This is a genomic window from Spirosoma rhododendri (assembly GCF_012849055.1).
Classification (GTDB): domain Bacteria; phylum Bacteroidota; class Bacteroidia; order Cytophagales; family Spirosomataceae; genus Spirosoma; species Spirosoma rhododendri.
Map to the genome: position 1 here is coordinate 1,677,882 of NZ_CP051677.1, position 26,387 is coordinate 1,704,268.

The 26,387-nt window shown below is 56.3% G+C and carries 24 protein-coding genes and 1 tRNA gene; 18 read left to right on the top strand and 7 right to left on the bottom strand.

Annotated features, from left to right (window positions below):
* Positions 1–39 precede the first annotated feature (39 nt).
* The 12 genes from HH216_RS06845 to HH216_RS06900 all read left to right on the top strand — a co-directional run bounded on the left by HH216_RS06845 (position 40) and on the right by HH216_RS06900 (position 11,200).
* On the top strand, positions 40–906 hold the full coding sequence (locus HH216_RS06845) for a DUF58 domain-containing protein (RefSeq protein ID WP_169553289.1): 867 nt from the start codon (positions 40–42) through the stop codon (positions 904–906).
* Positions 907–1,857: a hypothetical protein gene (locus tag HH216_RS06850; protein ID WP_169550114.1), complete on the top strand. Its 951-nt coding sequence runs from the start codon at positions 907–909 to the stop codon at positions 1,855–1,857.
* Between the two features lies 1 nt (position 1,858).
* Positions 1,859–2,917 (top strand): VWA domain-containing protein, encoded by a 1,059-nt coding sequence (locus HH216_RS06855; protein WP_169550115.1) that lies wholly within the window; start codon positions 1,859–1,861, stop codon positions 2,915–2,917.
* A gap of 118 nt (positions 2,918–3,035) precedes the next feature.
* The gene (locus HH216_RS06860; RefSeq protein WP_169550116.1) at positions 3,036–3,728 is read left to right on the top strand and encodes an aspartate/glutamate racemase family protein; all 693 of its coding nucleotides are present in this window, start codon (positions 3,036–3,038) and stop codon (positions 3,726–3,728) included.
* Positions 3,729–3,922: 194 nt separating this feature from the next.
* Positions 3,923–4,534 (top strand): ribonuclease HII, encoded by a 612-nt coding sequence (locus HH216_RS06865; RefSeq protein ID WP_169550117.1) that lies wholly within the window; start codon positions 3,923–3,925, stop codon positions 4,532–4,534.
* A 79-nt stretch (positions 4,535–4,613) separates the two neighbouring features.
* Complete coding sequence (locus HH216_RS06870; RefSeq protein WP_169550118.1) at positions 4,614–5,048, top strand: nucleoside deaminase; 435 nt, start codon at positions 4,614–4,616, stop codon at positions 5,046–5,048.
* A 271-nt stretch (positions 5,049–5,319) separates the two neighbouring features.
* Positions 5,320–6,843 carry a GAF domain-containing hybrid sensor histidine kinase/response regulator gene (locus HH216_RS06875; RefSeq protein WP_169550119.1) on the top strand — a complete coding sequence of 508 codons (1,524 nt, stop codon included), beginning with the start codon at positions 5,320–5,322 and terminating at the stop codon, positions 6,841–6,843.
* A gap of 82 nt (positions 6,844–6,925) precedes the next feature.
* Complete coding sequence (locus HH216_RS06880) at positions 6,926–7,753, top strand: outer membrane beta-barrel protein (RefSeq protein WP_169550120.1); 828 nt, start codon at positions 6,926–6,928, stop codon at positions 7,751–7,753.
* A 61-nt stretch (positions 7,754–7,814) separates the two neighbouring features.
* On the top strand, positions 7,815–8,786 hold the full coding sequence (locus HH216_RS06885; protein ID WP_169550121.1) for a polyprenyl synthetase family protein: 972 nt from the start codon (positions 7,815–7,817) through the stop codon (positions 8,784–8,786).
* 75 nt (positions 8,787–8,861) lie between these two features.
* Positions 8,862–9,485 (top strand): rhomboid family intramembrane serine protease, encoded by a 624-nt coding sequence (locus HH216_RS06890; RefSeq protein ID WP_169550122.1) that lies wholly within the window; start codon positions 8,862–8,864, stop codon positions 9,483–9,485.
* A 9-nt stretch (positions 9,486–9,494) separates the two neighbouring features.
* A complete protein-coding gene (locus HH216_RS06895; protein ID WP_169550123.1) occupies positions 9,495–10,373 on the top strand; it encodes a LytR/AlgR family response regulator transcription factor in 879 nt (292 codons plus the stop codon).
* Positions 10,374–10,507: 134 nt separating this feature from the next.
* Complete coding sequence (locus tag HH216_RS06900; protein WP_169550124.1) at positions 10,508–11,200, top strand: DUF2306 domain-containing protein; 693 nt, start codon at positions 10,508–10,510, stop codon at positions 11,198–11,200.
* A gap of 86 nt (positions 11,201–11,286) precedes the next feature.
* Here HH216_RS06900 and HH216_RS06905 read toward each other — a convergent pair whose 3' ends face one another.
* Positions 11,287–11,919 carry an SGNH/GDSL hydrolase family protein gene (locus HH216_RS06905; RefSeq protein WP_169553290.1) on the bottom strand — a complete coding sequence of 211 codons (633 nt, stop codon included), beginning with the start codon at positions 11,917–11,919 and terminating at the stop codon, positions 11,287–11,289.
* Between the two features lie 224 nt (positions 11,920–12,143).
* Between HH216_RS06905 and HH216_RS06910 the strand changes: the two genes are divergently transcribed.
* Positions 12,144–12,650: a Dps family protein gene (locus tag HH216_RS06910; RefSeq protein ID WP_169550125.1), complete on the top strand. Its 507-nt coding sequence runs from the start codon at positions 12,144–12,146 to the stop codon at positions 12,648–12,650.
* 92 nt (positions 12,651–12,742) lie between these two features.
* Complete coding sequence (locus tag HH216_RS06915) at positions 12,743–13,195, top strand: NUDIX domain-containing protein (protein WP_169550126.1); 453 nt, start codon at positions 12,743–12,745, stop codon at positions 13,193–13,195.
* A 100-nt stretch (positions 13,196–13,295) separates the two neighbouring features.
* Here the strand turns inward: HH216_RS06915 and HH216_RS06920 are convergent, their stop codons facing one another.
* From HH216_RS06920 to HH216_RS06930, 3 genes are all read right to left on the bottom strand, one after another.
* Positions 13,296–14,663: a M20/M25/M40 family metallo-hydrolase gene (locus HH216_RS06920; protein ID WP_169550127.1), complete on the bottom strand. Its 1,368-nt coding sequence runs from the start codon at positions 14,661–14,663 to the stop codon at positions 13,296–13,298.
* Positions 14,664–14,756: 93 nt separating this feature from the next.
* On the bottom strand, positions 14,757–15,275 hold the full coding sequence (locus HH216_RS06925) for a hypothetical protein (RefSeq protein WP_169550128.1): 519 nt from the start codon (positions 15,273–15,275) through the stop codon (positions 14,757–14,759).
* A 66-nt stretch (positions 15,276–15,341) separates the two neighbouring features.
* A complete protein-coding gene (locus HH216_RS06930) occupies positions 15,342–15,683 on the bottom strand; it encodes a tRNA-binding protein (protein ID WP_169550129.1) in 342 nt (113 codons plus the stop codon).
* A 91-nt stretch (positions 15,684–15,774) separates the two neighbouring features.
* Between HH216_RS06930 and HH216_RS06935 the strand changes: the two genes are divergently transcribed.
* Entirely contained in the window at positions 15,775–17,148 is a 1,374-nt protein-coding gene (locus tag HH216_RS06935; RefSeq protein ID WP_169550130.1) for a PQQ-dependent sugar dehydrogenase, read from the top strand.
* 15 nt (positions 17,149–17,163) lie between these two features.
* On the opposite strand, the gene HH216_RS06940 is transcribed toward HH216_RS06935, so the two are convergent.
* Positions 17,164–19,182 carry a patatin-like phospholipase family protein gene (locus tag HH216_RS06940; protein ID WP_169550131.1) on the bottom strand — a complete coding sequence of 673 codons (2,019 nt, stop codon included), beginning with the start codon at positions 19,180–19,182 and terminating at the stop codon, positions 17,164–17,166.
* Positions 19,183–19,273: 91 nt separating this feature from the next.
* Entirely contained in the window at positions 19,274–21,328 is a 2,055-nt protein-coding gene (locus HH216_RS06945) for an OPT family oligopeptide transporter (protein WP_169550132.1), read from the bottom strand.
* Positions 21,329–21,443: 115 nt separating this feature from the next.
* Here HH216_RS06945 and HH216_RS06950 point away from each other — a divergent pair.
* From HH216_RS06950 to darG, 3 genes are all read left to right on the top strand, one after another.
* Positions 21,444–21,516, top strand: a tRNA-Gly gene (locus tag HH216_RS06950).
* Between the two features lie 156 nt (positions 21,517–21,672).
* On the top strand, positions 21,673–22,314 hold the full coding sequence (gene darT, locus HH216_RS06955; protein ID WP_169550133.1) for a type II toxin-antitoxin system toxin DNA ADP-ribosyl transferase DarT: 642 nt from the start codon (positions 21,673–21,675) through the stop codon (positions 22,312–22,314).
* 6 nt (positions 22,315–22,320) lie between these two features.
* Positions 22,321–23,379 carry a type II toxin-antitoxin system antitoxin DNA ADP-ribosyl glycohydrolase DarG gene (darG, locus tag HH216_RS06960; protein WP_169550134.1) on the top strand — a complete coding sequence of 353 codons (1,059 nt, stop codon included), beginning with the start codon at positions 22,321–22,323 and terminating at the stop codon, positions 23,377–23,379.
* Positions 23,380–23,386: 7 nt separating this feature from the next.
* Here darG and uvrA read toward each other — a convergent pair whose 3' ends face one another.
* Positions 23,387–25,924 (bottom strand): excinuclease ABC subunit UvrA, encoded by a 2,538-nt coding sequence (uvrA, locus tag HH216_RS06965; protein WP_169550135.1) that lies wholly within the window; start codon positions 25,922–25,924, stop codon positions 23,387–23,389.
* Between the last annotated feature and the right edge of the window lie 463 nt (positions 25,925–26,387).

Sequence of the window (26,387 nt, forward strand, 5' to 3'; positions counted from 1 at the left end):
TCGGAATCGCCCGTTAATTACTGTTAACGCCGAATGGAGATTGATGAGTTTCTGGCCCGGATCCGCTACTTCGATATTCAGATTCGGAAGGCGGTAAATTCGCAGATGCGTGGCACGTTTCGCTCGGTCTTCAAAGGCACCGGGCTTGAGTTCAGCGACCTGCGGACCTACCAGTACGGCGACGATGTGCGGGCTATCGACTGGAACGTATCGTCGAAGGGGCACGGCACGTTTGTGAAGGTGTTTCGGGAAGAAAAAGACCAGACTGTTTTCTTCGTGGTCGACGTCAGTGCGTCGCAGCAGGTCGGCTCCCGGCAGCGTATCAAACTCGACACCACCCGCGACGTGACGGGCGTGCTGGCGATGTCGGCCATTCGCGAAGCCAGTCACGTGGGCATGTACTGCTTTTCCGATCAGAAGGAGTGCTACATCAAACCCGCCAGTACCATGAAAACGGGCTATCAGCTCATCACGAGTCTGTTTAAGCTGGTGCCGCAGTCGACGCGTACCAACCTGGCCGACGCGCTGCTGTTTACACTCAATATCCTGAAACGGCGGAGCGTTGTGATTCTGCTCTCCGACTTTATCGACACCAGTTACGAGCACAACCTGAAAGCACTGGCCCGCAAGCACGATTTGGTGGTTGTTCACCTTTACGATAAGAGGGAGGTAAACCTGCCCCGGCTGGGAATTATCCCCGTCCACGACGCTGAAACGGGCCGGGTAAGCTGGGTCAACACCTCGTCGATGTCGTTTCGGACGCAGCTGCGCGAGTCGTTTCAAAGTAATCAACGCGGACTGGAACGGCTGTGCCGACAATACAACGCCAATTATCTGGCCCTTGAATCACAGGACGATTTTGTGCCGAAACTGATCGATCTGTTTCGGGTGCGTAAATATCAGTAGATGAATCGACTCGCTGCGCTGTGGATAGGATTGACCCTGCTGGGCGGGTCGCTGCGGGGGCAACCGCAGCCCGCCGGGTTGCCTGTGGGTCGTTTTCTGACCGACAGTATCGAGATTGGCCGCCCGGTTCAGTACGTGTTTTCGTATCACCACGCGCCCGGAATCGACGTGCTGTTTCCCGATACGGCAACCCAGTTTCGCCCGTTTCGGGTGACGCAGGTAGCGATCACGCCCACGCTCACGACCGGTTCGCTCAGCCGCGACAGTGCTGTTTATACGCTGGTGTCGTTCAGTGTCGATTCCATCCAAAGCCTGCACCCGTCCGTCCGGCTTGTCAACCCGGCCGACTGTACACTGATTAATGCGCTGCCCGACACTGTTTTTCTGCGTTCACGGCTGGGGCAACCCGGTGTGACTGTCCCCGGCGCAACGACGCTGGCGACTAGTGTTCAGCTGGCTCCGTTGCAGCAGCAGTTCAACTACCCCCGGCTGTTACAGGTTGTTGGTTTGCTGGTACTGGGCCTATTGGTGGTCGTTCTGTTTTTCGGCAAACGGCTCCGGCAGCAGGGGCGGCTCTACCAGCTGAGCCGACGCCATAACCGCTTCCTGGCCGAACACGACCGGCTCATGACCAACCTGAGCAGCGAAACCATTGCGGATACGGCTAATCAGGTCACGGTGGCCTGGAAAGAGTACATGGAGCGCCTGTCAGGCGATGCGTACGCGGCACTGACGACCTCGGAAATTGCGGACCTGACCGGCGATGATCGGGTGGCCGACGCGTTGCGCACCACCGACCGGACGATCTACGGTGGCGCGTTTTCCGAACAGTCGACCGGCGCGCTTCGGGTGCTACGCGATGTCGCCGAGCAAACGTATGTGCGGAGCCGACAGCAGATTCTCGCGGCCGACACGGCCGAACCCGAACTCCAACCCGACGAACTACCCTGATATGGATGCCTGGTACTCGCTTCGCTGGTTCAGCCCGGCCGTCTGGCAGTCGTTTCGCTTTGCGCATCCGCTGGCGCTTTACCTGATTCCGGCTGTTTTGCTGCTGTTTCTGGTGCGGCAGTACCTGTACCGCAACACCCGGCAGCGGCTCGTACTGTCGGGCCGCGCAACACTGGATAATGACGAGCCGGTGTCGCTGGTGCAGTGGTTACTCAGCGGGCTCCGCTATCTGCTGCCGCTGAGTATGTTTCTGGCGATGAGTATGTTGCTGATCGCGCTGGCCCGGCCGCAGCTGATACGCGAAAAGCGCGAAGAAGAATCGCTGGGTATCGATATTATGCTGGCAATGGACGTTTCGGCCTCGATGACCGACGCCGACCTGCCGCCCAACCGGCTGACCGTAGCCCGCAAGCTGGCGCAGCAGTTTATCAACGGGCGAAAAAATGACCGCATCGGGCTGGTGGCCTTCGCTGGAGAAGCGTTTACGCTGTGCCCACTCACAACGGATTATGTGGTGCTGAAACAGTACGTCGGCGAGTTGAACGACCGGCTGATTCGTACGTCGGGAACGGCGATCGGCGATGCGTTGGCCCGTTGTATCAACCGCCTGCGCGACCCAGTCACGGCCCCCGCCGACTCTCTAAAACCTGCCAATGCCCGCAGTAAGGTAATTATTCTGCTGAGCGACGGCGACAATACCGCCGGGAATCTGGACCCGCTGACAGCGGCCCGGCTGGCACGGGCATTCGACATTCGTGTGTACACCATTGCCGTTGGACGCACGTCGGCGCGTGCGGTGAGCAATGGCACATCGACCGACGAGGGCATCCTAAAAACTGTCGCCACAACAGGAACGGGTAGTTTCTTCCGGGCCACGGATGCCCGGCGGCTGCGGGCTGTTTTTGGGCAGATCGACCGGCTGGAAAAAGCACCTGTTCAGATCCGGGTTTACGAAGATGTACGCGATTACTACCGTATTTATCTGTACTGGGGCATCTCGTTTCTTATGCTCGTAATGCTGCTGAAACTAACCATTTTCGGCAACGTGCTGGAAGACTAGGATTCGATGTTCAATCTTTACCATTGAGCAGCGACAGAGGGGTAAGCACTGCGTTTCACCCGATGTTGAGTGGCTACTTGAAAAAAGTTACGCTTTGATGCACTTAATAAAATAACGCATGAAAACATTGGGACTAATTGGCGGACTTAGCTGGTATGCTACATCCGTTTATTATACGATGCTCAATCAGCTCACCAATCAACGGCTTGGTAAATCCCATTCTTCCAAACTTCTTCTTTCTTCGGTGGACTTTGAAGAATTCAGATTATTACAGGAAGCCGGCGAATGGGACGCAATTGAAAGTATGTTATCGGGCGTTGCGATACAGCTTGAGAATGCGGGTGCAGACTGCATCGTTATGTGCGCCAACACAGTTCACCTTGTGGCCGACACTATCCGCCAAAAAATAAAAATTCCTCTGATTCACAGTGCAGAAGAAACAGCTAAGGAAATTGTTAGCCAAAAAATCAATAAGGTTGCTCTCCTTGGAACAAAATTTACAATGGAAAATGCCTTTTTTAGCGATCGTCTTTCACAGTTCGGCATCAACACAATTATTCCCGACGAAGCTGATAAAGATTATATCCATGCTTCCATTTTTAATGAATTGACGAAAGGAATTTTTAAAGAAGAGACAAAAAATAAATACATTGAGATTATTGATAAGCTAAAAAGCCACGGAGCAGAAGGTGTTGTATTTGGCAGCGCTGAGTTTTCAATACTACTTAAACCGGCCGATTGCAGTATTCCAATTTTCGATACCATTGCAATTCATTCTAAAGCAGCGGTTGATTTTGCAGTATCCAAATGACGACAGCGCATCAGTCGACATGCGATTTTGTGCCGGCGGAGCACGGCCTTGTTAGTGCGGCCATATGAAAGACCAGCAGCTGAACGGGGGTGTAAAGGTCAGAGCGATGTCTGTTCAGTCTGCCCTTCGTCCACCATCAAACCCCGTGGTAGAATGATGCATACGGAAGACAGCAAAACCTTAAACGTTAACCATTGAACAGTAAACCGACAACCCTCCGCCCTCACTACAATGCCAGCCTGATCGAAGCGGGACTGGACGAGGTTGGGCGGGGATGTTTGGCCGGGCCGGTAGTGGCTGCTGCGGTTATTCTACCCCCCGACTACCAGCACCCGATTCTGACCGATTCCAAGCAGTTGACCCCACGGCAGCGCGACCGCATCCGGGTCGACATCGAACGCGACGCGCTGAGTTGGGCCATTGCCGAGGTGTCGCCCGCCGATATCGACAAGATCAACATTCTGAAGGCGTCGTTTCTGGCGATGCACCGGGCCGTCGATCAGCTCATTGCCCGCCCAGACCGCCCCCAGCCGCAGCACCTGCTGGTCGACGGGAATCGGTTTGTGCCGTACCCGCTGATACCGCACACCTGTATTATCAAAGGCGACAGTCTGTATTTGTCGATTGCGGCAGCGTCGGTACTGGCCAAAACCTGGCGGGATGAGCTGATGGCGCAGTTGGGTCGCGCCTACCCCGCCTACGGCTGGGCGAAGAACGCGGGCTACCCGACGCCCGTCCACCGCGACGCCATCCGGCAGTTTGGCCCCACCCCGCACCATCGGATGACATTTCAACTTTTAGGTTAATGTTTAACGTCTAACGGTTAATGTTGCAGATGAACGTTAACCATTAGACGTTAAACATTAAACCCTAAACCCAAGAACCATGGACGAATTTATGCAGGAAGCCATCCGGCAGGCGCAGAAAAGCCTTGCCGAAGGTGGAATACCGATCGGGTCGGCGCTGGTGAAGAACGGCGAACTCGTAGCATCGGGCCACAACAAGCGGGTGCAGGAAGACAACCCCATCCTGCACGGCGAAATGGACTGTCTGAACAATGCCGGGCGCGTAGGATCGTTTCGCAATACGGTGATCTACTCGACACTGATGCCCTGCTACATGTGCGCCGGAACCATTGTGCAGTTCAAAATCCCGAAAGTAATCGTGGGGGAGTCGCGGACGTTTACTGGTGCACGGGAGTTTATGGAGCAGCACGGCGTCGAAGTGATCGACCTCGATTTGCCGGAATGCATTGCGATGATGGAGCAGTTTATTGCCGACAAGCCGACGCTTTGGAACGAAGATATCGGTGAGTTGTAACCCGTTGGTTCAGGCCGTATTACATGGCCCGGCATGACGTATAAATCCAGGGTCAGTTAATCGATTTGTTGGCAGCGTATTCATTCGTTAGTACGCTTTTTGATATAAACGCAACTGGTCAGTTAGCTGGCACGTAGCAAACACCGTGTCTACTTGTGGTTGATCTTTAACTAATGCAAAAGGCTAGTATTCCTCCTGATGAATTGCAGCGACTTGAGTCGCTTTATCAATACGAACTGCTCGATACCCCCGGGAAATTGAATACGATCGCGTGTCGCAGATTGCTTCGCAGCTGTGCATGACGCCCTTTGCCATGGTCAGCCTGATCGATCAGGACCGGCAATGGGTGAAATCAAGCCACGGCATCGACATCGATTACATACCTCGTGAACTGTCGTTCTGCGCCCATACGATCAATCAGTACGAGCCCCTGGTTGTCGAAAACATGAAGCAGGATGGTCGGTTTTCAGACCATCCATCGGTGATAGGGCCGCCTAATGTCACCTTTTATGCGGGCGTGCCGCTGCGGTCGTCGGAGGGGTACGCCATCGGGTCGCTGTGTGTCGTCGATCAGAAGCCGCGTCAGCTGACGGCAGAACAGCATACGGCGCTCAAAGCACTGGCCGATCAGGTCGCGTTGTTGATGGAATTGCACCGGACGAACAATAGCCTGCGGGTGGCCCGAACGGAAGCCGAAGAGCTGGCGCAGCAGAAAGCCAGTTTGCTGGCTACGCTGAGCCATGAGATCAGAACACCGCTGCATGCGCTCGAAGGCTATACACAACTACTGCTCGATCAGCCCACGCAGCCCGACCAGCAAAGCAGCCTGCAACGGCTCCAGACGACCGGCCGGACGCTGGTCAGCCTGGTCAATAACATTCTCGACTACAGTAAATTACAGGCCGGAAAGTTGCTGCTGGAAGCCATTCCATTTTCCGTCGTTGGGCTGATTCACCAGGCCGTCGATATGCAGGCGTGGCAGGCCCGGCAGAAAAACCTGCAACTCACCACGAAGCTCGATGCAACCATTCCGCATCAGTTAAGGGGCGACGCGACCCGGCTCCTACAGGTACTGACGAACCTCATCAGCAACGCCCTGAAATTCACCAAGGAAGGGGGCGTCAATGTAGAGGCCAGCGTGATCGAACAGACTGATGAGCAGACAACGTTGTTCATTGAAGTGGTCGACACGGGGATCGGCATTGCACCCGATTCGCTGGCGACGCTATTCAACGAATACACGCAGGTATCGGCTGCGACGACCCGGCAGTACGGCGGAACGGGGCTGGGTCTGGCCATTACGCGGCAACTGATCGACCTCATGGACAGCCACATGGAAGTCACGAGCGAAGTTGGGAAAGGGTCGCGCTTTGGTTTCCGGCTGACGTTGCCGACTGTCGATGAAACGCCCCCGACGGTGAACTGGCGCACGGAAGGCAAGCTACTGGCCGTTGATGATAGCCTGTTCAATACCAAGATGCTGGGGCATATCGTCAGGCAGCAGAGCGGGCAGCTGGATACGTTCAACAATCCGATTGAAGCCCTCGAAGCCGCCCGGCACACGCCTTACTTAAGCATGTTGCTGGACCTTCACATGCCCGAAATGGACGGCTACGACCTGGCCCGGCAACTGTGCGACCTGCAACCCGGTGTACCCATTATTGCCCTCTCGGCCGACGATAGTGCCGAAACGCTGGCGAAGGTGTACGCGGCTGGCTTTCGGGGGTTTCTGCGTAAGCCATTCCTGCCCCAGCAGCTCGTTCACCTGCTCGACGAGCTAACAAAACCGGTCTGAGCCGACGCGTAAACGGCGTCTGGTACGATTGTGGGTAGCGTTGGTGTATCGCCGGTTCGGCGGCATCAATCGCTATCATTCATTGCCATTCATTCGACTGAAAATCGCCCTGCTCGTGCTGGGCTGTCTGCTGGAATCTGCTGCGCTGGCGCAGCGGGCCGTAATCTGGAAAGAGTGCCCCGGCACGTGGTCGCTGAACGTCGGGGTGGGTACCACTTACTACGCCGGGGATCTGTCCGTAATCGGTAACTACAACCATCTTGGGCTGGGGGCGGCACTGAACATCGGCCTTACGTACCGCTATTCAAACCGGCTCAGTCTGCGGGCTGATATGCAGGGATATTACATTCGGGGGAGTCAGGTAAGAACCCGGAACTTCGTCAAAAACCTGTCGTTCTTTAGCGTCAATCCTGATGTATGGGCGGGGGTTCAGTGGGACATTCGCAACCCCGCCGACCCCAACCGATCCTTCTTTCCGTACGTGATGGCCGGTGCCGGGCTGACCTACATGACGCCCAAAACCAGGTACAACGGGCAGGTCGTCAGTCTGGCCCCGTTGCATACGGAGGGTGTTGCGTATGATCGGGTGGCGGGGATTATCCGGTACGGCATCGGTATGCCGCTGCTGTCGGGCTACCGGTTCAGGCTTGCGCTGGAAGCGTCGTACACCCATGTGCTGAGCGACTATCTGGACGATGTCAGTACGGTGTATCCCAGTTTCGAGGGTATGAGTCCGCTGGCGGCTGCGCTCAGCGACCGGAAAAGTGAACTGCTGCTGTTGCCCAACAAACCGGGTGATAATCGGGGTAACCCCGGAAAAAACGACGGTTACTTTATCCTGTCGGGACGGCTTGTCTACACGATCGATACACCGGTTCAGCGCTGGCACCGGCTTCGTAGCCGGGGTTAGGGTTTTCGGCGGTATTTGCCTTATTTTTGGGCCGAAACCCATGTGGCGCTCTGCCCTATTTATGCATATAGACTCCTTTGTCGACGTCCTTCAAACCGAACTGACTAACACCCAATACGGGCAGCAACCGCCCGAGCTGTACGACCCGATCCGGTACATCATGAGTCTGGGGGGCAAACGGTTACGGCCGCTGCTGACCCTGATGGGTACTTACCTCTTCACCGACGACTGGCAGAAAGCGGTGCGTCCGGCGCTGGCCGTGGAGGTTTTCCACAACTTCACGCTGATGCACGACGACATCATGGATCAGGCTCCGCTGCGTCGGGGCAATCCGACCGTGCACGAGAAATGGAACCCGAATACCGCAATCCTGTCGGGCGACGTGATGCTGGTCAATGCCTTCGAGCTGATACTCAACGTAGCTCCCGATCAGTTGCAGACCGCCCTGACGCGCTTCAGCCGGACGGCCGCCGAAGTGTGTGAAGGACAGCAGCTGGACATGAATTTTGAAACCCGCTGGGACGTCACCGAAACCGAGTACATCGAGATGATCCGGCTGAAAACGTCGGTCCTGCTGGGCTTTGCCCTCGAACTGGGTGGGCTGATTGCCGGTGCCGATGCACAAACGATGAAGCTGCTCTACGAAGCGGGCGTCAACGTGGGTATCGGGTTTCAGCTGAAAGATGATTTGCTCGACGTGTACGGCGACCCGGCTAAGTTCGGCAAGCAGGTAGGGGGGGATATCATTGCCAACAAGAAAACGTTTCTGCTCATCGAAGCGCTGGAGCAAGGGACGGGTCAGCTGCGCGACGACCTCGACGGGTGGCTCCGGCGTACCGATTTCGACAAGGCCGAGAAAGTACGCGCTGTTACTGCAATCTACGATCAGCTGCGTATCCGCACCATTACCGAGCAGCGGATCGACGCGTATTTCTCGAAGGGCTTTGCCTGCTTTGAGCAAATAAACGCCGACCCGACGCGCAAAGCGGTGTTGCTTGAGTTTGTGCAGCAGCTTATTGGTCGTGAGAGCTAACCAATACCAGCGGGTCAGGTTATGTATCTGTAGCGTCCGTAACCAACTCAACGCAGTAAACGACATATAGCCTGCATGACCACCATTCTGCTTATCATCACTGTAACGGCCATCATCAGCTTTCTGGCCTGGCGCAATCCGTCGCTGCTCGACCGCTGGATTATGAACCCGTACCAGATTTACAATCGGGGCGAATACCACCGGCTGTTGACGTCGGGATTTATTCACGCCGATGCGGGTCACCTGATTTTCAACATGCTTAGCCTTTACTTCTTTGGTGGGCTGATCGAGCAGATTTTCGGAGCTTTGTTTGGCGGGCTTGGCCCAGTCTACCTGATTGGTTTCTATCTGGCGGGTATTCTGGTGTCGGATGTGCCCAGCTACCTCAAGCACCGCTACGACCCCGGCTATAATTCGCTGGGTGCTTCGGGAGGGGTATCGGCCATTATTTTTGCGTCGATCATGGTAAACCCACTCGCGCGGATTTACATGTACTTCATACCCATCGGGATTCCGGGCTTTGTTTTTGGCGCACTGTACCTGGCCTATTCGTACTACTCGTCGAAGCAGGGCCGTGATAATGTCAACCACGACGCCCACCTGTACGGTGCTATGTTCGGTATTGTATTCATTGTCGCGGTATATCCGGAAGTATTCCCGCAATTTATTGAGCAGATATCAAGCTGGCGTCCTTTCTAACAACACGTCATGGTGAGCCTGCTTCGTCAGCCCTATCCGATTGAGGAGCCTGCACGTACGACATGGATACGGGCCGTGTTGATCGGCGCGTTCATCGGCTTGTTTCTGCTGGTGTTTCAGCCGTTTGACATCTCAGACTGGCACACGCCATACAAGACGCTGAAGGTGCTGGGGTTCGGCGTCGTCAGTTTTGCCGTAACGGCTCTGCACTTTCTGGTGTGGCCCCGGCTATTTCCGGCCGCTTTCTCAGATCGCGTCTGGACGGTGGGTAAGGCTATCCTGATGATTGTTGCCAACATCCTGCTGGTTGCCGTTGCCAACCAACTTTACCTGATCGCGCTAACTGGACGCAAGCCCAGCGTAGCTGGCTGGGTGGGTATGCTGGTTGGTACGTTTCTGGTCGGTATTTTCCCAACGGCGGGTGGCGTGGTGGCGGGGTATGTAATCCGATTGCGCAGGTACGTTCGGCAGGCGGCTGAACTGCCCGTTCACCCACATGCGTCTCCCGCACCGATCCCCGATACGCCGACACCAACGGCCGTCGATACGCTGACGCTGCTTGCCGACAATGAGAAAGACAGCCTGACGCTACCCCCCGACAAACTGCTTTACATCGAATCGAGCGACAACTACTGCACGGTGGTGTACCTGAAAAATGAACAGCCAGTGAAGCCGCTGCTGCGGAGTAGTCTGAGTCGGCTGGAGGGGCAAATCAGTATGCCCGACATCGTGCGCTGCCATCGGTCATTCATTGTCAACCTCGACCGGGTGGAGAAAATAACGGGCAATGCACAGGGCTATAAGCTGCATCTACTCGGGGGACAGTACCAGATTCCGGTCGCTCGTAAGTACAACGACAGCTTGGTTGCGCGGTTAAAATCGTTGTAGAATACCCATCCATTCGTCCCAAATGCGGTTCTGGGTTGTCAAACGGCCCAAAAGTTGTCGTTTGGCCCTTTGCGTCGTCCGGGCTAGATGTGTTGCGCTACGTTTGTCTCAACGAATCGCAAACACAACTGGTCATGCACACGCTCATTATTGCCATCACCATCATCCACGTTCTCGCCGGTACCGTTGCCCTGCTGGTCGGGCTGGTTTCCATGTTCTCAAAAAAAGGCGGCAAAGCCCACAATCGCAGCGGGCTGGTCTACGTCTGGGGTATGATTGTCGTAGCTGCGACGGCCCTGCCCATGTGTGCCCTGCAACCGTTTAAACTGTTTCGGCTATTTCTGACGGGTATCGCCGTCCTGAGTTTTTACCTGTGCATGACCGGCTGGCGGGCTACCAAACAAAAGAAATCCGGCCCCACACCGGCCGACCGGCTGCTGACGTACGTCGCGTTGGTTGTCAGTGTCGGTATGATGGGCTTCGGCGCGTACCTACTGAAGGACGGTGTCTCGGTATTTGCCATACTGTTCCCGTTCTTCGGATTTCTGACGTTCAAAAATGCTTGGTACGATGCTAAACTGTTTAGCCGGACTCCAGAGAAAATGCATTGGTTCTACCACCATATTGCCCGGATGGGTGGGTCGTACATTGCCACGTTCACCGCATTTTTGGTCAATAACATGTACCGGATGATGCCGGTGGGAACACCCGAATGGGTTGGCACGATTGGCTGGATTGCGCCGACGCTGGTGGGTGGCGTACTCATTGCCCGCACGATTCGGCACTACAAACAGAAGTTCGATCGCCCCAAAACAGTGCTGGCGTAATTGCGGAGCCTGCTCGCCAGGTGAATTCATCCCTTATTCCGGGGGCTGTGAAGACACAGCCCGAGGGAAAGGAGGAAAAGAGTAATCTATTTCTTCAGCAAGTCTTCCGCAACCGGCAGGGCGGTACTGGCCCACTGCTTCATCTGCTTACCGGAATAGTGCAACCCGTCGCCAGCAAACTGACTGTTATCGCCCGCAGCCTGCCGGGTCAGGGGGGTGATATCGACGTAGGCGACACCCGCTTTCTGGCATTCGTCTTTCGCGATGGTGTTAAAGGCGTCGATCTCCGTAGCAATCTGATTTTTGTCGCGGCCATTGGCGTAAGGCGATGCCCCCCAGTCAGGAATCGATAACACAAAAACCCGCCCGGGCCGATTACCGGCAAACCGAATGGCTGTTTGAAGCAGGTCGCGAAATTCTGTCCGGTAGCGGTCCGTCGATTGACCCCGGTACTGGTTGTTGACGCCGATCAGCAGCGATACCAGATCGTACGTTTTGGTGTTGTTGGCGGCTTTGATAGCATCCTGCAATTCGGCCGTTGTCCAGCCCGTCCGGGCGATGATATCCGGGTCCGCCACGTCTACCTTGTCGGTGCGCAGCATACCGGCCAGTTGAACGCTCCAGCGATCGGCCGCGCCGACACTTTCCCCGATAGTGTACGAATCGCCGAGCGACAAAAACTGGTATTTCGATTTGACGGCGTCGGGATTACTGATCATTGGCGATGAGTACGTACAGGCGATAAATAGCGCAAGGGAAAACAGCGGGGTGATGAACCGAAAAGGCATTGCGACTGTGGGGTAAGGTGCATTCAGATGTACGAACTAAGGCTGGTTTTAGACTGATGCCAAACTGCCATTAAATCTAGTTTAACGGGAAAACAAACCCGAATGGGGCTGGTTCTTCTGTTTAAAACAGGTAACAGTAAAACTAACCATAGATCATGGCTGATATCAATCAAGTTCAGGAACTCGATACCCCCAACGACCTTAAAGAAAAGGGACGTGAGAAAGTGGCCGACTCGCTCAACAAGCTGGTCGCCGATGCGTTCGCGCTGTACATCAAAACCAAGAATTACCACTGGCATATGTCGGGTCGGCACTTCCGCGATTATCACCTGCTGCTCGATGAACAGGCCGACCAAATTTTCGCGACCATCGACCCACTGGCCGAGCGCGTCCGGAAAATCGGCGGCAATACGATCCGTTCGGTTGCGCATATCGCTCAATTGCAGCGAGTGAAAGACAACGATGAAGATTTTGTGGCTCCGAAAGATATGCTGCTTGATCTGCTGAACGAGAACAAGAAGATGGCGAAAAATATGCGTGATACGCACAAGATCGCTGACGACGCTGAAGACGTAGCCACGGCTAGTCTGCTCGAAAACTACATCGATGAAACCGAGCGTCGCAGCTGGTTCCTCTTCGAAACGACCCGGGAGATTAACTAACGTTTACAGTTTACGGTATTCGGTTTACGGTGTATCGGTCGTATCATAGTACTTCCGTAAACTGTAAACCGAATACCGTAAACTGTTTTTATATGAAAGTACGCCCTTCTGCGCTGATCTGGCGCGTACAGGACAACAAGACCGAGGTACTGCTGATGCGGTACAACTACGGCGGGCAGGACGTGCTTGCTCTACCCGGCGGCAATCCGGATCGAGGTGAGATTCTGCCCGAAACAATCGTACGGGAAATTCGGGAAGAGCTGGGTGTAAGCGTCGACGTGGGCGAGATGATTCTGGCTGGCGAAATGCTGCTGACCGAACGCAACGACGACGTACTGCACGTGGTATTTGCTGCCCGCAACTTGCAGGGTACGCCCGCCCTGAATCCCGCCGAAACGTCGGCCCTCGAACTGGTCTGGCAACCCATCGCCGATCTGCCCCACCTGAATCTGTATCCCAACATTGGCGAACGGCTGCAATCATGGTTCAGTAGTGCGACCTATCTGGGTTATGTTGGGCGCATCGAGCAGCAGTATTTCGGCTGAAGTTTTTAACACAGAGGCACAGAGAACACAGTGTTTTTGCTGGAAAGCTAACGTTGTGTTCTCTGTGTTAAAAACACATTTGCCTGGTCTTGACTTACCGCTATCGCAGATTCGGGACGGGCAGCACGGGCAGGCTTTCGTTACCGTCTTCGCTGACGGCCTGCACGGCGAAGTAGTAATTGTCTTTCGAATAGGGGAGTGTCATGCCGAGTTTGGTGGTGAAGAATTTCTTCTGCCAGAACGGCCAGTACGTTTCGCGCATCAGCACATAGTATCCCTTCACTTTACCCACCGACGGAGCCTGCCAGTACAGGGCTGTCGAGTTGGTCAGGTTGCGCACATCTACGGTTACTTTCTGCGGAATGACCGGTGCTTTCGCCAGATTGGCCAGCGTCGCCAGGTTGACAGCCGTGTTTTTGCGCAGATAATCGAAGTCCATAAACTTCGCGTAGTCGCCGTATTCGGTCCCACTGTCGGTGCGGAGGTCCTGATGCTGATGGTTGTAGTTCTCGTTCATCTCCGTCAGGCGAACGGCCGCGAAGCCCCGCTGCACGTAGGGGGTATGGTCGCCACCGCGCAGGTAACGATCGTTGCGGTACACCATCACCACTTCCAGATTATCCACGTATCGCTCACCGACTTCCTTCAGGTAACGGGCCAGCGTGCGGGCCTTTCCGTCGTTTTCGTTACCGAATTGCCGGATCTGACTGATGCGATTGGTAGTGTCTTTGAGCAGGTTACCCGGCAACCCTTCGCTGAACACCCGCAGCCGCGTGTTGTCGATGATGTTGGTTTCGTTGCTGTGGTTGCTGCCCATGATGTCGTTGTTCAGCACCGCTTCGAGGTTCCATTTTTCGGCCACGGCGCGTTCGCTCAGGTGTTCGGCACCCAGCAGCCCCTGCTCTTCGCCGGTCAGCGTCACAAATACGATGGTCGCGGGAAACTGACTCTTGCTCATCACCCGGCACAGTTCAATCACGGCCGCCGTGCCCGACCCGTCGTCGTTGGCACCGGGCGCGTCAGACTCGCGGTTCATCACGTTGGTCACGCGGCTGTCCATGTGGCCCTGCACGATGAATACGCGGGTGTCATTCGGGTCGGTGCCTTTCAGCGTCGCCATCACGTTGCCCATGTCGGCCGGTTTGTCGACGCGCCGACCGTCGGCGGGCAGCGTCCACTTGTCGATGGTTGCGGTCATGCGCCCACCCGACTGCTTGGCGTACTGGTTGAATTTGCCCAGGATCCATTGCCGGGCGGCACCGATGCCTTTCTTCGGATCACTCGTGGTGCTGAGCGTATGGCGGGTGCCGAAGCTGACCAGTCCGTTGACGTGCGCCCGCAGGCTGTCGGCAGAGAGCTGGCTGACGAGATCCGCGATTTGTGGGTCGCGGTTGACGATGGTGGTTTGGGCGACTGACGGAAGCGAGGCCGTCAGCAACGAGAAAAGGAAGACGTAACGTTTGTTCATGAGTCGATGATTGGGCCCCGAATCTACCCAAAAACGCGCAGGAATACACCGTTATGTCTCAGACAGCATCCTGCTTTCTTCGATAAAGTACCGTCAAAACGACCAGGCCAGTCCGGCCCCGACGGCCACCTGCCCCGTCAGCGGTACGGGCGACGCCGACAGACCGACGCGGGGCTGGAGCAGCAATTCATTGTACCGCGTAACGGCTTTGTTGACCTGCCTGTTGCCAATAACCGACAGCGTCAGCGAGGCTGCAATGGACGAACCGTACACGATCCAGTAGGTATCGTTACGCCCGCGACCGGGTGAAAGAACCAGATAGACCAGTGATGCTACCGATGCTACCTGGCTCAGCGTACGCATGGTCCGGAACGTACGGAAGTGATGCGTTACGGTCGGGTCGTTGAGTTCGTAAAACGGAATTTCGAGCGAATAAGGCGACGATAGTCGTTTGCCACCGTAAAAGTAGATCGTACCCCCGGCTCGCTCAATGGGTAGCAGATGTCTTGGAATAGGGGCTGATCGGTAGTAAACCGTGTCTTCGCCAGCGCGTTGCTGACTCAGGGCAAAATGGGCGCAAAACAGGCAAACGAACAGGAAAACGTAGCGCATACGGTTAGTTACTGAAGAGAATGGCGGTGTGCTTCTGTCCTGATAAACGTATAGGAAGAGGCAATGTTATCCGATACGCAGGCCATTGGGCGTTACGCGTTCGGGTTGCAGCAGCGTGACCGTGCCGTCGTCGGCTACCGAACCCAGCACCAGGCATTCGCTACGGAAAGTCGCAATCTGTTTTGGCGGAAAATTGATGACCGCAATCACCTGTTGCCCGATCAGTGTGTCGGGTTCGTACAGCGTCGTAATCTGGGCTGAACTGCGCTTCTGCCCCAGTTCGCCGAAGTCGATGGTTAGTTTGTAAGCGGGTTTACGGGCCTGGGGGAGCGAGTCGACCGCGACGATGGTACCGACACGCATGTCGATTTTGGCAAAATCAGCCCAGTTGATTGGTTCGGATGACATGATGTAGTGTGTAAATAGAATCGTGAATGGATGAGTAACTTTGCTAAAATAAGCAACCGTTTATCCTAATCACCTGTACCTCTTCGTCTATATGAAAACGACCGCCTGGCTATTGACAGCCGCCACGACCCTAACCCTGACGGCGCAAGCCGGAACACCCCCGACGAAGCGGCCCAAAACGCCGGCGCCCGCCCACCCGGCCACGACCATCGCACCCGACCCCGACAATGGCGGAATCAAACTAACGAAAGGCTTTCAGGCATTGGTGTTCGCCGATAACCTGGGCCGCGCCCGCCATGCCGTTGCCGACCCGGTAACGGGTACACTCTACGTGAAACTCGATCGGCTGAAAGATGGCAAAGGCATCGTTGAACTGCGCGACACCGATGGCGACGGTCGTGCCGATCAAACCATCACGTTTGGCAATTACCCCGGTACGGGTATGGGCATTTACAACGGCTACCTTTACGCGTCGTCGGACACGTCGGTGTACCGGTATAAAATGACCAACGGCAAGGTGCTGGAAACGACCACGGCCGAACCCATCGTAGTTGGGTTGACCCTGCAACGGCAGCACGCCAGTAAATCGCTGGCGCTGTCGCCCGATGGGAAACTGTTCGTCAACTTCGGGGCACCGTCCAACGCCTGTCAGGAGAAAGACCGGCAGAAAGGGTCGAAAGGCATGGACCCCTGCCCGATTCTGGAAAACTACGGTGGTATCTGGCAGTTCGACGCCAACAAACTGAACCAGAAGCAGTCGGACGGGAAACGTTACGCGACGGGTATCCGCAATGCTGTAGCCCTCGACTGGAACCTGACCGACAACACGCTCTACGCGCTCCAACACGGCCGCGACAACCTCAACAACTGGGGCGGTGTATTTACCGATACGGTCAGCGCGGAACTGCCGTCGGAAGAATTTCTGATGGTGAAAGACGGTGCCGACTTCGGCTGGCCGTACTGCTACAACGATCATTACCAGAACAAAAAACTGCTGGCCCCTGAATACGGTGGCGATGGCAAAACGCAGGATCGTTGCGCGGGCAAGGAGAAGCCGATCATGGCGTTTCCGGCGCACTGGGCACCCAACGATCTGTTGTTTTACAAAGGTGGTTCGGGAGCCAGTGCCTTCCCGGCCCGGTATCGCAACGGCGCGTTCGTGTGCTTCCACGGTTCCTGGAACCGCGCCCCGCTGAATCAGGGCGGTTACTTTGTCGCGTTTATTCCGTTTGGTAAAAACGGTCTGCCATCGGGTAAGTACGAAGTGTTTGCCGAAAACTTTGCGGGTGTCGAAGAGCAGGGTAAGCCCGGCGAAAACGCCAACGCGGGTAAACTGGCCCTCGCCAGCCCCGGCGACGCCAAAGCCCGACCGGTAGGGCTTGCCGAAGGCCCCGACGGTTCGCTCTACGTCACCGACTCGGTCAAAGGCAAAGTCTGGCGGATCATGTACACCGCGAAGAAGTAAGCTGGCCACTCCCGCTTACCGTACCCCCGCCCTTCGGAACGCTGACTGTAGCTGCCGGAGGGCGGGGTTTTTTAGGCTGATTGAGTCGCGGGCCTGTTCGCTGAGCCGGTTGGCAACGCGCTCTGATAGATACCAGCCCAGCGGATACCGGTCATTGTACGCCAGTCGGAGGGTCAGGTAGTTGGTGCGCGGATTGGCGAAACGGTCGACGAACGAGTTGAACATATTGTCGCGGGTGACAGAACCGTTGTCCCAGGCGTTGAAAAAGCCCAGCAGCGGAATCCGTACAATCTGCATGATTGATTTGGCCCGCGTTACCCGGCCCAGCGTGTTGCTGTTCTGAATAAACAGAATGTACGGAACGACCGTCGCCTGACCAGTAGAATCAAGTCGGCGGATCGACGGGACGAGGTTATTGAGCAACTGAAAGCAGGTTTCCACCCCCGAATTATCGAAGTACCCCCCGTCGACTACGTGCCCACCGTAGGGCTGCACGTCGCCGTTTTTTAGGGCACCGTTCCGCACCAGCGCGCCGTTGGTCACGACCGGGAAGCGGCTGCACAGCGATGCCGCCGTTTTCAGTGGTACATCGTGGCTCAGCAGATCGACCGTCGAGACAACATCCCGGAAATAGCGGCTGTCGAGTTTCAGGTTCGACGTAATAACCTTCTGCCCCGACTCGGCCAGGGTACCGTTGAGCAGCAGCGACGGCAGGTTGTAGTCGTAACCACCGGGCCGTTGGTACAGACTCGTCACGGCACTGTCGAGGGTGTGCAGACCCAGATTTCGCCGGTACGAATCGGCCCACGAATCTTCCAGCCATTTGCCCCGCTCCAGCGACGGAAACGGCACAAATGAAAGCCGCTGGAGCGATTCGGGAAACAGCAGAGCCGATGACACCGCCGACAGGTAGTCGTCACGGATGACCCGCCGGAATTGCGCAAAGCGGTCTATACGTTGCGCTTCGGGCACGTCGCGCAGAAAAGCCGTGTAAAACGCCGTCCCGACACCCCCACCCGATACACCACTCAGCGCATACACGTGTCGGCTGAAACCGGGAATGATCGAATCGAGCCGGATAAGCGTTTCGGCCGTCCAGTTCAGTGCCCGGATACCGCCCCCCTCAGCCGCCACCAGAATCAGTGGAATGGTATCTCCGGGGGCTGTATGGCGCGCTTCTACCCACCGTAAAAAATGAGCTTCCACCGTTGGTCGCTGATCGATGGGCGGCACGTTGGGGCCGGTGGCTTCGCGCACGGCGGTGTTGTCGTTGAACGCGCTGACGGCCACGAAGTAAATGCCCACTACGAGCAAAAGCGGGCGATAGCGGTAGTCGTTGAAATAAACCAGCAGACTGCCCCAGAACGTGAAAAACGAAATGCCGAACAGAATAACGGCCGTTGGTCGGAAGTACCGGGCAATGCCCCACTGAACGGGCAGGCTGAACAGAATCAGGAGGATAGCCGTCAGCACGAACCCCGTCGCGACGATACGCCGACCCAGCGGATGCCGCCACAGTACCCGAAAATCCTGCACCATGCTGGTGTAGCGATCCCGAAACGTCCAGTGATGGGGCAGAGCAAACACCGGTACGCGCTGCTCGACCAGTCGGAACATATACAGGAGAATACCGCTGGCAGTAATCAGCAGGTAAGGTTGTGGTTCGGCCGGTTCCCAGAAGGCAAAGGCCAGAATTAGATTTGGGAGCATACCGCCCAGCCGGGGTAGCCAGCGCAGCAGCGTATCCATCGCTGGCGTCAGCCGCAACCCCACCGGCGACACGTGCAGAATCAGCCGCGTACTGCCATAGACGACCCAACTCCAGATAAACGCGCCCACCAGAATAAACAGAAACAGCAGGCTGCCCACTCCGGAACTGATAACGGCTTCGATCATGTCGTCGGCTTGATCGGTTCCCGTCAGGATATACAGGGCAATCAGCAGCGTGATGATGATAACCAGTGCGTTGCGCTGCGTCTGATAAAACGCAACCACGTAGTCGCGGGCGGTACTGATAAACGGATTGGAAGGCATGAAAACAGGACAAGCGAGCGGGTAGAACTGGCCTTGTCCCCGACATCGGACCGCCGAAGCGGCAGGATGCTGCCGGGGACAACTTTACTATCTAACTGCGTGTTACACCAATTTTTCCCAACAAAACCGCCAGCCCAACAAACGCCAGCGCGCCGAGGGCCATGTAGCCACCGTTGCCCAGCGCGCCCGCCAGCGCCGGTTCCAGCGTCAGCGATGTCAGCGCATTGTACATCGATTCGTTGACTGACAGCAGCGCAACGGCTACTCCGGCTAGTGCCCCGCCCGCCACCAGCCCCGTCGCGAACAGGCTGCCCCGACCTAGGTCTGCATCCTCCTCAACCCGGCCGGTGCGCTTCATATTCCAGTCGACAAACGCTTTGACCAGACCACCCGCGAAGATGGGCAGCGTAGTCGACAGCGGCAGATACAACCCAACCGCGAAGGCCAGCGCACTGACGCCACAGAGTTCAAATACAAAAGCGATGAACGCGCCCACCAGCACAAACTGCCAGTCGAGGTTGAACGAAAGCAGCCCCTTGATGAGCGTTGCCATGAGCGTACCCTGCGGAGCCGGAAACTTGTCGGAACCGATAGCGTGGGTGATACCCTGCGCCAGCAGATCGGGCGTGGGCGTGTCGAGAATTTTGACTGTCGCGCCTACCACCAGCGACGACACGATAACGCCGATGAACAGGGCCATCTGCTGGTATTTCGGCGTCGCCCCGACGAGGTAGCCCGTTTTCAAATCCTGCGACGTAGCCCCCGCGTTGGCCGCTGCTACGCAGATCATGCTGCCCACTACCAGTACCGCCGGTTCGTAGACTCGGCCCGTTAGCCCGAAGCCGATAAATACCAGTGCCGTTCCCATGATCGTCGCGATGGTCATCCCCGATACCGGCGACGAACTCGACCCGATCAGACCTACGATGCGGCTGGCCACGGTGACAAAGAAAAAGCCGAACACGATCACCAGCACCGCGATCAGGGCTTTGGTCAGGAACGAATCGCCGGGGATTTGCGGCAGGATGACCATCAACGCAATCAACACGATACTTCCGATCAATACGATTCGCACGCTCAGGTCCTGCTCCGTGCGGACGGTTCGCTGACTCTCGCTCAACTGTTCCTCCGTCTCCATCGCCACCACCGATGACCGGCTGAAACTTTGTTTAAACGAAGAGACGATTGTCGGGATGGTTTTGAGCAATGTCATAAAGCCCCCCGCCGTCACGGCTCCCGCGCCGATCTGCCGGATATAGGCCCGGTAAATAGCCGCTGCATTGTCGGCGAAGGCGTGCGTCTGCGGGTTCCAGCCACCCGGCCCGCCCGCCGTTTGCAGGTTCGTCAGATACCCCAGCTTTTGCAGTTGCAGCGCAATGGTATCGCCCGGCACCACCGACGCCAGCAACGGAATCAGCCCCAGCCACGCCAGAATACCCCCACCCACCAGCACCGCCGAAATGCGAAACCCGATGATGTAGCCCACGCCCAGATACTCCGGCGTAATCTCCCCAGCGACCTGCGCCGACGGAAAATAGCGGTTCGTTTGTTTCGTTGCCCAGACCGGTGCTTCGGCGATCAGGTGCAGCACTTTTTGCAGAAAGGCGTAGACCAAAGCCGCCCCCAGCCCCTGGTAAGCCGTTTTGGCAAAGTCGCCCCCGCGTTCGCCCGCGATCAGCACCGACGCGCAGGCCGTTCCTTCGGGGTAGGGGAGCGTACCGTGTTCCTGTACGATCAGCGACCGACGCAGTGGAATCATCATCAGCGTCCCGACCAGCCCACCTAGAATGGAAAGCGTCAGAATCGTCCAGTAATTGAAGAAGTCGGCACCGATACCATTGGTCAAAAAGAGGAACCCCGGCATCGTAAACACTACCCCCGACGCGATACTTTCGCCCGCCGAGCCGGTCGTCTGGATGATGTTGTTTTCCAGAATGGTCGTGTTCAGAAACCGCCGACCCAGCGAAATGGCCAGCACCGCAATGGGTATCGACGCGGACACCGACAATCCGGCTTTCAGCGATAGATAGACCGTTGCTGCCCCGAACAGCACACCAAATACAGCTCCGGTAATAATAGCTTTGAGGGTGAACTCGGCGGGCGATTCGGCCGCGGGAATAAAGGGTTTATGGTCAGACGTAGTCATGAGCGGGGTAAGAGCGGTCAGGATGGGGAAACTACGAAGCCCGGCGCACAATGCATAAACTTTCCCGCCTTCCGCTTGACATTTCCCGGCTTTCGTGCCACATTTGCTTACCCAAGCGGGAGTAGCTCAGTTGGTAGAGCGGCAGCTTCCCAAGCTGCAGGCCGTGGGTTCGAGACCCATTTCCCGCTCATAAGCAGTACACAACGATCAGGCACTTACAATCAAACGTAGGTGCCTGTTTTTCTTTGTATCAGTATCTGGTTTATTCGCTGACGTTATGCTGTTCTACCGTCAGCATGGGGTATTGCATTGGCGGACTATCTGTTGCTCATCAATCTGTATGTATGATTATGTTCCCCTGGCTTACGCCGGAAAATGGTTTTATATTCCGTATTATGGTGCTAACCAATTTGGCTCATGTACTGGAGCACGGGGTAGCTTGTAGGAACTGCCATCATCTGGTGCAGCAATCAGACTTCGTGACTATTGGCGAAGACGACATTATCAAAAAGCGGGATGTCCGGCGTGTTAGTTGCGAGCCATTCGGCGTGTTGGCTGACTATGTACCCTTCTACTTCGCGCCCCGATCACCGATGCTCTCAAAGATTACGCATACCAATTCACGAGTCAAAGAAGAAGTTATTTACATCGTCAGCAAAGTTTCAGTGGTAGCGAAAGCGGGCATTCCTTTTGCTTTTTCGGATGGACATGCGCTCATGGACTTTAGTCGGTTCAGTAATCAACTGGCAGAACTGTCGATGATTGATTGGGAAGTCATGCGGTCCAAGTACTGGAACCCGACTTCACAAGACAATGATCGTCGCCGACGACGCATGGCCGAGTTCATGGTCCATCAGTATTTTCCGGTCGATTGCATCCGGGCCATTGTCGTGGCGAATGAAGCGGTAGCGCAGGCCGTTCAACAGCAATTAGATAACTTTGCAAGTCAGATTCCGGTTAGAATTCAACCAGACTGGTACTTTTAAGCTTATATGCCGATCACCTACAAAACCGGAAATCTGCTCGCCGAAACGGTCGATGCACTGGTCAATACCGTCAATACGGTAGGGGTTATGGGGAAAGGTGTGGCCCTGCAATTTAAAGACAAATACTACGACAATTACTTACGCTATAAAGAGGCTTGCGCGCGGGGAGAGGTAGTAGTGGGGCAGATGTTTATTACAGAAACCGGCCTGCTGACACCCAAGTACATCGTCAATTTTCCGACAAAAGAGCATTGGAAGGGCTTTTCCAAGCTAAGCTATATCGAGCACGGCTTGGATGACTTGGTCAGCGAAATTACCCGTCTAGACATCCGGTCGATTGCCATGCCCCCACTGGGAAGCGGTAATGGCGGTTTGCAGTGGAGCGTCGTTAAACCACTCATTTTAGATAAAGTAAAGGCGCTGCCCGACGTCGACATCATTATTTACGAACCATCCGACGCTGCCTATCAAACTCCCCGCGCCCGTACAAAGCCAGCCCCTCCCCTTACTCCGTTGCGGGCCATCGTACTGAATGGGTTAATTCGTTATAAAGAGCTTGGTTATGATCTGACACTGCTGGAAATTCAGAAGATTGTCTACCTGCTGCAACGGCTAGGGCTGAAGTTTGACCGAAATCTGGTATTTGAGCGGCATAAGTACGGACCGTATGCCTCTAAACTGCGATATGCGTTAAACGATTTGGACGGTTACTATCTGACGGGTATGAAACAGAATGAGGCTGGCCCATTCGATACATTGCAGATTAATCCAGAAAAGATCGGTCAGATACGGGATTATATTCAGACGGATTGCACGCCCGAACAGCGGCAGGCTCAGCACCAACTGCACAGCCTGATCGATGGATTCGAGTCCCCCCTGGGTATGGAACTGCTGGCCACGGTCGACATGATACTCGATGAGCAGCCCGAAACACGTTTCAATGTTTCCCTGCTGCATCAGGCCGTTGCCAATTGGAATCAGCGAAAAGCCACGCTGATGAAGCCCGAATACATCGCCGTTACCGTAGATCGGTTGAGACGGTACGAGAACGCTTTGTATCATTAGAAGGCCGTCAACCATCCAGCGAATTCAGATACAGCTTCAGATATGGAGCGGTTCGGCTGGCCGTACTGGCCGCTACGTCTGTGGGTGTGCCCTGCGCGACGATGTGGCCGCCTTCGTCGCCGGCCCCCGGCCCCATGTCGATAACCCAGTCGCTGGCGGAAACGACCCGCATGGTGTGCTCAACGACGACGACCGTATTACCGCCGTTGACCAGGCTGCTTAGTTGAACCAGTAGCCGGTCGACGTCGGCGGGGTGTAAGCCGGTGGTTGGTTCGTCGAGGATGTACAGCGTGGCCCCGTTGCTGGTGCGCTGGAGTTCCGTTGCCAGTTTGATACGCTGCGCTTCCCCACCCGATAGTTCAGTCGCGGGCTGACCCAGCCGCAAATACCCCAAACCCACATCGTGCAGTACCGTCAATGGGCGTCGTATCGTGGGGTCGTCGCTGAAAAAATCGATGGCGGCATCGACCGTCAGGTTGAGTACGTCGGCGATGGTTTTGTCGCGGTAGCGGATCGCCAGCGTCTGGTCGTTATAGCGTGCACCGTGACAGACCGGGCAGGGCGAATACACGCTCGGTAGAAACAGCAGTTCGACCATCACGAAACCTTCACCCTGACAGTGCGGGCAGCGGCCTTTGGCGACGTTGAACGAAAATTGCCCCGCGTCGTACCCGGCTTTCTGCGCGGCCGGGGTAGCCGCAAACAGCTTGCGGACGTTGTCGAACAGGCCGGTGTAGGTGGCCATGTTGGAGCGGGGGGTACGGCCAATCGGCTTCTGATCGACCTGCACCAGCCGTTTGATCCGCTGGATATCACCACCCAACTGTCCGCTCGTGGTGACTGGGCCAGGTTCATCCGATGTATCGTCATCATCGGCAGGTAGTGACTGCCCCAGATAACGGGCGACTAGTTCGACCAGCGCCTGACTGATCAGCGTCGATTTTCCCGACCCCGACACGCCAGTAACAGTCGTCAGTACCCCCAGCGGTATAGCCACGTCCAGCGACTGTAGGTTGTTACGGCTGATGTTGGTTAGCTGTACGTGGCCGGTGGGTATTCGGAGGGTGTGGCCAACGTGGGCGTTGCCGGTAGCGAAGAGATAAGGCCGTGTCTGTGATGAGTTGATTTCGGCCAGACCCGCTGGTGGGCCACTATACAGAATTTCGCCCCCCAGCGAACCGGCACCCGGTCCCACGTCGACCAGCCAGTCGGCCTGCCGGATCACATCCAGGTTGTGCTCAACCACGAATAGCGAGTTTCCGGCCCGCTTCAACCCCGCCAATGCCGCTAGCAATGCTTTGGTGTCGGACGGATGCAGCCCCGCCGAGGGTTCATCAAGTACGTACACGACGCCGAACAGATTTGAATACAGTTGCGTAGATAGCCGCAGCCGTTGGAGTTCGCCCGGCGATAGGGTAGGGGTGCTGCGTTCCAGCGACAAATACCCTAGCCCCAGATCGAGCAGAACGGCAAGTCGGGCCACCAGATCTGCCGTAATGCGCCGGATCACTTCGGCCTGTTCGGGTGGCGTTTGGCGGTACCTGTCGGCCTGCCCATCGGCGTAGGGTTGTAGCAGGCTGGTCAGGCGTTTGAGCGGTAGCTCGGAGAAATCGGCGATGTCGAGTTCGGCAAACGTAACCCGCAGCGAATCGGGCTGGAGTCGTTTGCCGTGGCAGGTCGGGCAGGTGGTGTGAAGCATGTAGGCCGACACCCGCTTTTTCATCTGCTGACTCTGCGTGTTGGCAAACGTATGCAGCACGTGCCGCCGGGCACTGCTGAACGTACCCATATAGTCTGGCGGCTGTTTCCGCTTGAGTGCCCGCTGCGTTTGCTCAGGGGTGTAGCCAGGATAGACGGGAACGGTGGGCTGCTCGTCGGTAAATAGGATCCAGTCGCGCTGCTCCTTCGGCAGGTCGCGCCAGGGCCGGTCGACGTCGTAGCCCAGCGATACCAGAATGTCGCGCAGGTTCTGCCCACCCCACGCCTGCGGCCACGCGGCAACGGCCCGCTGCCGGATCGTCAGCGACGGGTCGGGCACCATCGATTCTTCCGTAACCGAGTAAATACTGCCCGTGCCGTGACAGGTGGGGCAGGCACCCTGGGGCGTGTTGGGCGAAAACGATTCGGCGTACAAAATACCCAGCCCCGGCGGGTAATGCCCAGCCCGCGAATACAGCATCCTGACCAGGTTCGACAGCGTGGTGACGCTACCCACCGACGAGCGGGTCGTCGGCTGACCGCGCTGTTGTTGCAGGGCAACGGCCGGTGGTAACCCATCGATACTGTCGACTTCGGGAACGGCCATCTGGTTGAACAGCCGCCTAGTATAGGGCGATACCGACTCCAGGTACCGGCGCTGGGCTTCGGCGTAGAGCGTCCCGAACGCCAGCGACGATTTACCCGACCCCGATACGCCGGTGAACACGACGAGTGCATCGCGGGGAATGGCTACGTCGACGTTTTTCAGATTGTGCTGGCGAGCCCCGCGAACGTGAATGAACTGGTCGTCGGCGAAGGATTCAGATTGCGGTGGGGTGTTAGGCATACGTTGAGTTGAGTAGCTGGCAGGCGACCCGGACGGGTAGCGTTGCTGATTGGAAGAACCGGTGCGGGGCGCTATGGTTCATAACCCGGCGCGGGAGCGGGGTAAAACCAGACCGTAATTGGGTAGAGCTGCTTTTTAATTTGGCGAATGGTCGCTATTGGCAAAACTATTGACTGGCCGGACGGGGCTCTTGTCGACGGAATAATACAACCCCTGTCTGTTGATTCAACGTGCGCTCCGGTGCTCTTTTTCTACTGGTAAGTCGCTCGATGAGACCGTCAACTCGGTGAAATGGGGCGAATGCCTGAGTAAGCGGTCGGCTGGCAACCGGGCCGGTTGCTGGTGGTCAGAAGGTGAGTGGATGGATGTCGGTCGGTATAGTTTTTGGCTGGCGGAGCAAGGGTCAGCCAAACGCTGACATAGACTACTTTATCCATCGGAAAGTTGTTGCGCCGGTCGTGCC